This is a genomic window from uncultured Mucilaginibacter sp., from assembly GCF_913773635.1.
Classification (GTDB): Bacteria; Bacteroidota; Bacteroidia; order Sphingobacteriales; family Sphingobacteriaceae; genus Mucilaginibacter.
This window is the reverse complement of the sequence record NZ_CAJYGQ010000007.1, coordinates 355786-366806: the sequence shown is the minus strand read 5'-3', so window position 1 is coordinate 366806 and position 11021 is coordinate 355786. Positions and strand designations below refer to the sequence as shown.

At 40.6% G+C, this 11021-nt stretch carries 8 protein-coding genes; 7 read left to right on the top strand and 1 reads right to left on the bottom strand.

The genetic code is table 11. The features are described from left to right. Positions 1 to 523 precede the first annotated feature (523 nt). The 7 genes from bamD (at position 524) to QZ407_RS09505 (ending at position 8048) form a co-directional block, all read left to right on the top strand. On the top strand, positions 524 to 1459 hold the full coding sequence (gene bamD / locus QZ407_RS09535) for an outer membrane protein assembly factor BamD (protein WP_157542328.1): 936 nt from the start codon (positions 524 to 526) through the stop codon (positions 1457 to 1459). An 11-nt stretch (positions 1460 to 1470) separates the two neighbouring features. Continuing rightward, on the top strand, positions 1471 to 1803 hold the full coding sequence (locus QZ407_RS09530) for a DNA-directed RNA polymerase subunit omega (RefSeq protein ID WP_157542329.1): 333 nt from the start codon (positions 1471 to 1473) through the stop codon (positions 1801 to 1803). Between the two features lie 182 nt (positions 1804 to 1985). Further along, positions 1986 to 3182: a bifunctional phosphopantothenoylcysteine decarboxylase/phosphopantothenate--cysteine ligase CoaBC gene (coaBC, locus tag QZ407_RS09525; protein WP_295770196.1), complete on the top strand. Its 1197-nt coding sequence runs from the start codon at positions 1986 to 1988 to the stop codon at positions 3180 to 3182. Positions 3183 to 3184: 2 nt separating this feature from the next. After that, the gene (locus tag QZ407_RS09520) at positions 3185 to 4078 is read left to right on the top strand and encodes a DUF4835 family protein (protein ID WP_295770193.1); all 894 of its coding nucleotides are present in this window, start codon (positions 3185 to 3187) and stop codon (positions 4076 to 4078) included. 66 nt (positions 4079 to 4144) lie between these two features. Then, a complete protein-coding gene (gene recN / locus QZ407_RS09515) occupies positions 4145 to 5806 on the top strand; it encodes a DNA repair protein RecN (protein ID WP_295770191.1) in 1662 nt (553 codons plus the stop codon). Between the two features lie 123 nt (positions 5807 to 5929). Further along, positions 5930 to 6742 (top strand): SDR family oxidoreductase, encoded by an 813-nt coding sequence (locus QZ407_RS09510; protein ID WP_295770188.1) that lies wholly within the window; start codon positions 5930 to 5932, stop codon positions 6740 to 6742. A 91-nt stretch (positions 6743 to 6833) separates the two neighbouring features. Further along, positions 6834 to 8048 carry a carboxypeptidase-like regulatory domain-containing protein gene (locus tag QZ407_RS09505; protein ID WP_295770186.1) on the top strand — a complete coding sequence of 405 codons (1215 nt, stop codon included), beginning with the start codon at positions 6834 to 6836 and terminating at the stop codon, positions 8046 to 8048. Between the two features lie 70 nt (positions 8049 to 8118). On the opposite strand, the gene QZ407_RS09500 is transcribed toward QZ407_RS09505, so the two are convergent. Then, the gene (locus QZ407_RS09500) at positions 8119 to 10653 is read right to left on the bottom strand and encodes an ATP-dependent Clp protease ATP-binding subunit (RefSeq protein ID WP_295770184.1); all 2535 of its coding nucleotides are present in this window, start codon (positions 10651 to 10653) and stop codon (positions 8119 to 8121) included. Positions 10654 to 11021: the final 368 nt, after the last annotated feature.

Sequence of the window (11021 nt, the reverse complement as noted above, 5' to 3'; positions counted from 1 at the left end):
TTCCCCCTCTCGTTGCGATTGGGAGTGCAAAGGTAGAAATGTTTTCGGTTTCTCCAAAATTTATTTCTAAATTTTTTTGAGCCCCTTTCCTCGTCTTAAATGACGGCCTTAACCATCATCCTCAACTTAACCCTTCGACTTTCAAATAACTTCCCCGCTTTCTCTCTTGCGGGTTGCAAAGGTACGCTTTGTTTGCATTTCTGCAAACCATAATGCACTATTTTTGAAGAATAACCATTAAGGTCTTGAATTCTAGCGCAGTACGTTAATGCAATTGTATTTTGGCCACGGCAACAGCTCCTTTCGGGTCAATCCTATACAATATATAATAGAAATACTACATAAGTGTAGCGCTTTTGCCAGGCTTGCCAAAGCTGTTGAGTTATCAATAATATAGATTACACCGTAGTTTAGTTAAAAGATGTTAAATACATTGCTGTCTTATACTAATAAGGCATGTGGCTGTTAATTTCGCGCTTAAATAATAATTGACTGATTTACATTATATAATTATCTTTGCAGGATGTTTAAAAAGCAACGTGCTATAATTGCAGGTTTATGTATTGCCGGAACGCTTGTAGTTGGCAGCTGTAAAAGCAGCTACGAAAGGCTGAAAGAAAGCAATGACAGAGCCAAGCAGTATCAGCAGGCCATAAAATACTATAATAAGAAAGACTACTCAAGAGCATTGGAGCTTTTTGAGCTTTTAACGCCTAAGTATCGTGGCCACGGTGAGGCAGAAGAACTATTCTTCTTTTACGCTTACGCCAATTACTATCAAAAAGACTATACATCGGCACGTTACCATTTTAAAAACTTTGCTGATATGTATCCGGCCAGTAACCGTGCAGAAGAGTGCAGGTATATGTCGGCGTATTGCTACTACCTCGATTCGCCTAATCCTACGCTTGATCAGGAAAACACAACCAAGGCAATTGAAACTTTACAGTTGTTCATAAACCTTTATCCTAAAAGCGAAAGAAGCGTTGAGGCCGGTAAACTTATACAAAACCTGCGCGACAAGCTTGAGGCAAAGGCATGGTTAAATGCCAAGCTTTATTTTGATATGGGTGATTATCTATCGGCCGTTATGGCTTTCAATAATGCACTGCGCGATTATCCCGATACCAAATATGCCGAGGAAATGGAATACCTGACCGTTGAAGCACAGTATTTATACGCTAAAAACAGCGCTGAATATCGTCAGGAAGAACGTTACAACCAGGCAATTACCTATGCCGACCAGTTTGCAGAGAAATTCCCGGAGAGTAAGCATAACAAAGCAGTTGCTAATTACCGTACCGATAGCCAACGTGGTATTGACAATGCCAAACGCGTTTTAGCTGCTTTAGAAGCTGAAGGTAAACTGCATAAAAAGATGGCTAAAGACAGCAGCCGTTCAACAGGACAGCAGCAGTCTATCACTGATAAAAACAACCAAAAAAGTCCGCAACAATAAAATATACGAACATGAGCAACAATAATAATACTAACAAACCAACTGTAGCAAGCAGCACAGTAACCCGCGATTTACGTGACCTTGACCGCTCTACAGGTAACCTGTACGAGTCGATTGTTATTATGTCAAAACGTGCAAATCAAATTTCGAACAATATTAAAGAGGAGTTGCACCAGAAACTTTCTGAGTTTGCGTCATCAAACGATAACCTTGAAGAGGTATTTGAAAACCGCGAGCAAATTGAAATATCTAAGCACTATGAGCGTTTGCCAAAACCTACTTTGGTTGCCGTTCAGGAATTTTTAGATGATAAAGTTTACTTCCGTAACCCAAACAAAGAGTAACTAAACTTGCCCTGAACACTTAACTGTTACAGGTAAAGGATTAATTATAGGCCGGATACTAATTTGATTTAGTATCCGGTTTTTTGTTTAAGTCACTTTTTATTGAATTAGCAGGCTTACTTTATATTTAATTGTGTTTGCATTAGTTACGCTGTTAGCGTAGCGTTTCATATTTTTGTGCTATGCTTGAAGGCAAAAAAATTGTATTGGGTGTATGCGGAAGCATAGCGGCTTATAAAGCGGCCACACTGGTTAGGCTACTTGTAAAAGCAGGTGCCAACGTTAAAGTAGTGATGACAGCTGATGCTGTAAATTTCATAACTCCGCTAACACTGGCTACACTATCCAAAAATCCGGTTTTAATAGAGTATTTTAACAAAGCTACCGGCGTTTGGAACAACCATGTTGAGCTTGGCTTATGGGCCGATTTATTTGTAATTGCACCTGCAAGCGCCAACACACTGGCTAAAATGTCCAACGGGCAATGTGATAACTTACTTACGGCGGCATACCTTTCGGCAAAATGCCCGGTTTACTTTGCCCCTGCTATGGATTTAGATATGTGGCAACACCCGGCAACCACAGTTAACGTAAAAAAACTACAGGAGTACGGCAACATCCTTATTCAACCAGGTACAGGCGAGTTGGCCAGTGGCCTGCATGGGGAGGGCCGCATGGCAGAACCTGAGGAAATAGTTAGCTTCTTACAAATTCAGGCTAACAACAGTAAGCCGCTTAGCGGAAAAACGGTTTTAGTAACAGCCGGCCCAACCTATGAGGCAATTGACCCGGTTAGATTTATTGGTAATCACTCATCGGGAAAAATGGGTTTTGCTATTGCTGCGCAACTGGCTAACCGTGGTGCAAAGGTTATGTTAGTAACCGGCCCAACTGCAGAGAAGTTATTACACCATAATATTGAAAGGATCGATGTAGTATCGGCCCATGAGATGCTGAACGCTTGTGTTGACCGTTTTTCATCTGCCGACATTTGTGTTATGAGTGCTGCCGTTGCCGATTACACCCCTCTTACCGTTGCCAGTCAGAAAATCAAGAAGCAAGAAGATACTTTTTGTATTGACCTAAAGAAGACAACAGACATCTTAAAGGTACTAGGTGAAAGCAAAAAGAGCCATCAGTTACTGATTGGCTTTGCACTGGAAACACAAAATGAGGAGCAAAACGCGATAGACAAACTCCGCAAAAAAAACCTTGACCTCATTATTCTCAATTCATTAAATGACAGTGGCGCCGGGTTTAAGCTCGACACCAATAAGATAACAACGATTGATAGCAGCCTTCAAAAAACCGTTTTTGATTTAAAAAGCAAAGACAAAGTAGCGGCCGATATTGCCGACAAAATTGTAGCTTTATTATAACTATGAAAAAGCTGTTACTGTTACTCACTTTATGTTTTGCCGGCTTTGCTACGTTCGCACAAGACTTAAATGCAAGGGTACAGGTGCTTTCGCCTAAAATAGCAACCACCAACAAGCGGATTTTTACAACCTTACAAACCGCCATGCGCGAGTTTTTAAATGGCCGAAAGTGGAGCCCGGATGCTATACAGCCTGATGAAAAAATTGACTGCAGCTTTATTTTAACCATCACCGCCTGGGATAACGGAACAAGTTTCAGTGGTGAATTACAAGTACAATCAACACGCCCTGTTTATAATGCCTCGTACAATACACCTGTATTCAGCATAAACGATCGCGATTTTGATTTTACATACACCGAAGGTCAAACCATTGATTTTAATAATCAAAATTTTCAAAGCAACCTCGCCTCTGTGCTTGCCTTTTACGCCTACACCATTTTGGCGTTTGATTATGATAGCTTTTCAAAATTTGGAGGCACCTCATACTTTGCCAATGCGCAGTCGGTTGTGATTAATGCGCAAAGTTCATCCTACCGCGGGTGGAAAGCTTTTGATAATAACACCAACCGCTACTGGCTCTCTGAAAATACCATGAGCGGCACATATATTCCGCTGCGCGAATTTATGTACAACTATCATCGTTTAGGGTTAGACCGTATGGTTGAAAATGCCACCGAGGCACGGCAAACCATATTCAACTCATTACCGGTGCTTACTCAGTTAGACCGTGTACGCGTTGGAGCTACCCTCCCCACCCTTTTCTTTTTAGCCAAAAGAAGTGAACTGGTTTCCACCTTTTTGAAGGCCGATCCGCAAATGCGTGTTCAGGCTATGAATATACTATTGCAAGCCGACCCTGCCAACGGCACCTTATATAAAGCACTGCAACCGTAGCAAATACTAAGAATATTAGGCATTGGTATGGTAATTGAATATCTTTGCCATAACCATATTTTACTTATGCTGCAGCAGCTAACCATTAATAATTACGCGCTAATAAATAACCTCGACATTAACTTTGATGCCGGACTTAATATAATTACCGGCGAAACAGGTGCCGGTAAATCAATTATATTGGGTGCCTTATCTTTAATACTTGGGCAGCGTGCTGAAAGCAAATACTTTTTCAATCAGCAAAAAAAATGCGTTATTGAAGGCACTTTTAAAATTGGCAGCTTTCACTTAAAAGCTTTTTTTGAGGATAATGATTTAGACTACGAAACAGATACCGTTTTACGGCGCGAAATTTCGGCCGATGGAAAATCACGGGCATTTGTGAATGACACACCGGTAAATTTGGCCACCCTCAAGTTACTGGGCGAGCAGCTAATAGACATACATTCACAACAAGCCACACGTGAAATTAACGATCCGGCCTTTCAACTGTTAGTTGTTGACGGCGTTGCTAAACACCAGCCGTTACTCACGCAATACCAGTCAGATTTCCGTGCCTTCAAAAAAGCAACTAACAAGTTACAACAACTCATTGCAGATAGCGACAAGGCTAAGGCAGATTTAGATTATTTTCAATTCCAGTTTGAAGAGCTTGAAAAGGTAAGCCTGATTGAAAACGAGCAAGATGAACTTGAGCAAGAGCTTTACACGCTTAATAATGCCGAGGAGATTAAACGTAATTTAACAGCGGCTTTGTATTTGATAAAAGATGGCGAATCGGCAGCGGCATTACAAATTAAAGAGGCTAACCAGCAACTTGCGTCGCTCGAAAAATTTAATCCAGCTATTGCCGAACTGCACGAACGCCTGAGCAGCGCCTTAATTGAACTTAAAGACATTGCTGGTGAAATTGAACAGTTGGAAGATGCAACCCAAACAAATGAAGCACGGGCTAACGAGGTGAACGCCCGACTCAGCCTTATTTATAATCTGCAGAAAAAACACCGCGTTAATACCAATGCAGAGCTTTTAGCCATACAGGAAGAACTTTCGGTAAAAATTCAGCAGGCTATGTTTGGCGATGAAGAAATTTCATCATTACAAGAACAGATCGAGCTGCAAAAGGCCGACCTGGAAAAACTGGCGGCACAACTATCAGCAAATCGTGTTGATGCACTCCCTGATATTGAGCAGCAGGTAATGGATACGCTTGCCGAAATGGGTATGGGTAATGCGCAGCTTAAAATAGAACATTCGTATACAACCAATAAGGAACTTACTAAAAACGGTACAGACCAGATAAAATTTATGTTTACGGCCAACAAAGGCCATAACCTTGCCGAAATGAGCAAGGTAGCATCAGGCGGTGAGCTTTCGAGGTTGATGTTAAGCATCAAATCAATCATTGCCCGTTATACCGCTTTGCCAACCATAATTTTTGATGAAATAGATACAGGCGTATCTGGCGAGGTAGCCAACAAAGTGGGCATTATAATGGAACGCTTAGCTCAAAACCTACAGGTAATGACCATTACGCACTTGCCACAAATTGCCAGTAAAGGCAAAAGCCATTACTTTGTTTATAAAGACAATACCAGCGATGTTACTCAAACGCAAATTAAACAGCTTACCAATGATGAGCGCATAGTTGAGATTGCAAAAATGCTAAGCGGCGATAAGCCTGGTGAAAGTGCGCTGCAAAACGCCAAAGATTTACTGGAAATTTAGACGTTACCGGTAGGCCTCCACAGTATTAACACTTAAGATGCCCGGTACTAACGTGTCTATATTACTCATCGGTAACTGATAAATAATTTTTACCTTTACCCCCCGATAACAATTCGAAAGAACATGGCTTATAATTTATTACAAGGTAAAAAGGGTATCATTTTCGGCGCCCTTGATGAAAAATCTATTGCCTGGAAAACAGCTCAACGCTGTAAGGCCGAAGGTGCCGAACTGGTGTTAAGCAACGCACCCATTGCCTTGCGTATGGGTACCATTAACCAACTGGCCGAAGAAGTGAACGCGCCGGTTATTCCTGCAGATGTTACCATAACTGCTGATATTGAAAATCTGTTTACAAAAGCTCAGGAACATTTTGGCGGTAAAATTGACTTTGTACTGCACTCAATAGGCATGAGCCTTAACGTGCGCAAAGGCGTACACTATACCGAAAACAATTACGATTTCACGCATAAAGGTCTTGATATCTCGGCGTTAAGCTTGCACCGTATATTACAAGTTGCCATGAAACAAGATGCTATTAATGAATGGGGCTCGGTAGTAGCTTTATCATACATAGCTGCTCAGCGCGTATTTCCTGATTATAATGATATGGCCGACAATAAGGCTATGTTAGAAAGTATTGCACGCAACTTTGGATACCAGTATGGTGTTAAAAAGAATGTACGTGTAAACACAATTTCTCAATCGCCAACGCGCACTACTGCCGGGTCGGGCGTTAAAGGTTTTGACGGCTTTGTTGATTTTGCCGAAAAAATGAGTCCGCTGGGCAATGCCACTGCCGATCAGTGTGCTGATTATTGTGTTACTCTATTTTCAGATTTAACCCGCATGGTAACTATGCAAAACTTATTTCATGATGGTGGTTTCTCATTTACCGGAGTTACACAGGCCATTATTGAACAAATGGATAAGTAGACCATATTATAAAATACTAGATACGGCCGTAGTAAAAACTACGGCTTTTTTTTGTTGCTTATTAACTAATTAATTAGTTAATTTGATATATATGTTAAGGCTCAGTTTTATACTACTGATACTTTTTCCTTTTTTTGCAAAGGCACAGTTTACCATAAGCGGTAAAATCATCAACCTGTATGATAAAAAACCCGTTGCCAAAGCCAGCATATTTTTAAGTAACACCACCGTTGGAGGCTCGAGTAATGACGACGGAGCTTTCCTGTTGAGTGATGTTAAGCCCGGCCAGTATGACATGGTTATTTCGAGCGTTGGCTATGAAAAGTTGCACAAAACTTTACAGGTGAATCAAAACCTTGCACTGTCATTTGTTGAACTTACACCTAAAACAGTTGAGCTTAACGCGGTTGTTGTAAAACCCGATCCCAATTGGGTACAAAACTACCAAATGTTTAAAGAGGAGTTTTTTGGGCGTTCGCCAGAGGCTGCTCAGTGTAAAATATTAAACCCCGAGATTTTAGACTTGCATTATGATAAAGCTACCAACGAGTTAAGTGCAAGTACAGTTGACTATTTAGAGATAGAGAACAAAGCGCTTGGTTACAACTTAAAATACAATTTAATTGAATTTAAGCGTAACTATCGTTCGGGAGTACTCTTCTACTTTGGAAACACTTTGTATACCCCAATCAAAGCCAAACCGTCGCAGCAAAAAAAATGGTATAAGGCACGTTTAAGAGCTTATCTTGGCTCAAGCCAGCATTATTTTCGCTCATTACTTGGAAACAGGTTGAAAGAGGAAGGCTTTAATACCATGCGGCTCATGCGCAAACCCAACTCGGAACGCCAACCTGATAGCCTTATACAAGCAAAACTGAAGCATTACAGGCAATCAAACCTGGTAAACGGCAGGTTTAATATTCAAGCTACTGATTCCTTATCTTATTGGTCAAAACAAAAACAGCTACCTCTATCGGTAGACTATTTAGTGTCAAAGCCATTGAGAGTTGATAGTTTAGTTAAACGTACTGATGTTGCGGGCATATTCGCTCTAAGCTTCAATGATATTTTATACGTTGTATATACGCGTAAAGCTGATGACGGATCATTATTCAATAAGCCTATAAACGCTCCTGATCATCCTACATCGTTGATAAACTTTAACGAACAGTATGCTTTTTTTGACGCTAATGGAATAATCATCAATCCTTCATCTATTATGTGCGAAGGCGCCTGGGGAGTTGACCGTATGGCAAAAATGCTACCTGTTGACTATGACCCTAAAGAAGTAAACACCAAACCTTAATACCACATCACAAACAACACCAAAAAAAGCCGCCCTTTCGGGGCGGCTTTTAATTTATTTAAAATGATAATTAACCTTTTTGTTCAGCTTCCGGAGTTTTGTTTTCTCCGTTATGCTTGGCATTAACCTTAACTTCGTTTGCTTCTTTATCAAAGTCAACTTCCATTACGTCACCTTCGGCTAATTCACCTTTCAATATTTCCTCAGCAATTGGGTCTTCAAGGTATTTTTGAATTGCACGTTTAAGTGGTCTTGCACCAAAGTTTTCATCGTAACCACGCTCGGCAATCACTTCTTTGGCATTTTCGGTTAACTCAATTTTATAACCTAAACCGTTAATGCGTCCAAATAATGAAGCAAGTTCAATGTCAATAATTTTGTAGATGTTCTCTTTAGTAAGAGAGTTAAACACAATAACATCATCAACACGGTTTAAAAACTCAGGAGCAAAAGCACGTTTAAGGGCATTTTCAATTACACCTCTTGAGTGAGCATCAGCCTGGTTAAGTTTAGCAGCAGTGCTGAAACCAACACCCTGACCAAAGTCTTTCAGTTGACGGGCACCAATATTTGAGGTCATAATGATGATCGTGTTTCTAAAATCAACCTTGCGTCCTAATGAGTCGGTTAACTGGCCTTCGTCCAATACCTGCAACAAAATGTTAAACACATCAGGGTGCGCTTTTTCAATCTCATCAAGCAACACCACAGAATATGGTTTGCGGCGTACTTTCTCAGTTAACTGGCCACCTTCTTCATAACCCACGTAACCCGGAGGCGCTCCTACTAAACGAGACACAGCAAATTTTTCCATATACTCGCTCATGTCAATCTGGATAAGTGCATCCTCTGAATCAAACATAAAGCGGGCTAATTCTTTAGCAAGCTCAGTTTTACCTACACCGGTTGGGCCTAAGAAAATAAATGAACCAATTGGCTTTTTAGGATCTTTTAAACCTGCACGGGTACGTTGTATTGCACGCGTAAGCTTTTTAATAGCATCATCCTGACCGATGATTTTACCCTGAATGTTGTTGGTCATATTCAACAGCTTTTGGCTGTCGGCTTGTCCAACTTTTTGTACCGGGATACCGGTCATCATGGCAACCACTTCGGCAACATTATCTTCAGTTACAGTGTAACGTTTTGATTTTGTTTCTGCTTCCCAAGCGGCTTTAGCTTGTTCCAACTCTTCTAGCAAATGCTTTTCAGTATCACGCAGTTTTGCAGCTTCCTCATACTTCTGGCTACGCACAACACGGTTTTTCTCAACCTTGATCTGCTCAATCTTTTGCTCAATATCCAGAATGTTATCCGGAACATGAATATTAGTTAAGTGCACGCGTGAACCGGCCTCATCTAAAGCGTCAATAGCTTTATCTGGTAAAAAACGATCGGTGATATAACGCGCGGTTAAGCTAACGCAAGCGTTGATAGCTTCAGTAGTATAAGTTACGCCATGGTGCTCTTCGTATTTATCCTTAATGCGGCTCAAAATTTCAATGGTTTCATCAGGCGAAGCCGGTTCAACCATTACTTTTTGGAAACGACGATCTAAGGCGCCATCTTTCTCAATGTACTGACGATACTCATCTAAAGTAGTGGCACCAATGCACTGAATTTCTCCGCGGGCAAGGGCGGGTTTAAACATGTTCGAGGCATCTAATGAGCCTGAAGCACCACCGGCACCTACAATGGTATGAATCTCGTCAATGAACAGGATAACGTCCGGAGATTTTTCCAACTCATTCATCACTGCTTTCATACGCTCCTCAAACTGGCCGCGATATTTAGTACCGGCAACCAAAGAGGCTAAATCTAACGTAACTACGCGTTTATTAAACAACACACGCGATACTTTACGCTGAACAATACGCAATGCAAGTCCTTCGGCAATGGCCGATTTACCTACACCAGGCTCGCCTATCAAAATAGGATTGTTCTTTTTACGGCGTGATAAAATTTGCGATACACGCTCAATCTCCTTTTCACGGCCAACAATAGGATCCAGTTTGCCTTCTTCTGCTGCTTTTGTTAAATCGCGGCCAAAGTTGTCAAGTACCGGAGTTTTTGACTTAATGTCTGATACCTTTTTAGGCTGGCTGAATGATTCCTCTTCTTTAAAGTCATCGTCGCCGCCGGTTGATGAACCAGGCATTTCATCGGTAATGTTTTTATGTGATTCTACTTCACCTTTAAAAATTTCGTAGTTCACATTAAACTGTAATAACAGTTGTGAGGCAATATTATCTTCATCGCGCAAGATAGACAGCAGCAAATGCTCAGTGCCTATAATGTCGCTCTTAAATATCTTTGCTTCCAGATAGGTGATTTTTAACACCTTTTCTGCTTGTTTGGTTAAAGGAATGCTGCCAATATGAACATTGGTACCACTGGTACCCTTAACAGCATCTTCTACTGCGCGACGCAGTTTGGCGGTATCCACATTTAAGCCTTTCAGCAATTTTATGGCTATGCCGTCACCGTCGCGGATTAAACCTAATAACAGATGTTCTGTACCTATATAATCGTGACCAAGGCGTAAAGCCTCCTCCCGACTGTAGGAAATCACATCTTTAACACGTGGCGAAAATTTAGCTTCCATCGAGTACCTTTCTATAGTTTTGTTTTACTTGCCGAATGAATATCTCTTTTAGAAAACGGGGTACGCAAACGGAAGTGTGTATCATCATTTAACAACAATGTTGCCAACATTATAAGTTGACACGCATAAATTGTTATTTAATTGTAATCTGTTAAATAACGGGCTTTTTGACATTTAAACCCGGTGTTGATTATAAAATTTATGTGTATTAATTAACACATTACAATTGCAATTTAGTATTTGATTTAAAAAATACAATATAGTTTAATAAAAATATCCTTACTACATTTTTATAGTGCAAAGTCCATGTTAATTAGTCATAAGCCATGCCATTAAGGCACATTGCTGTAATAATGATTATTGATACG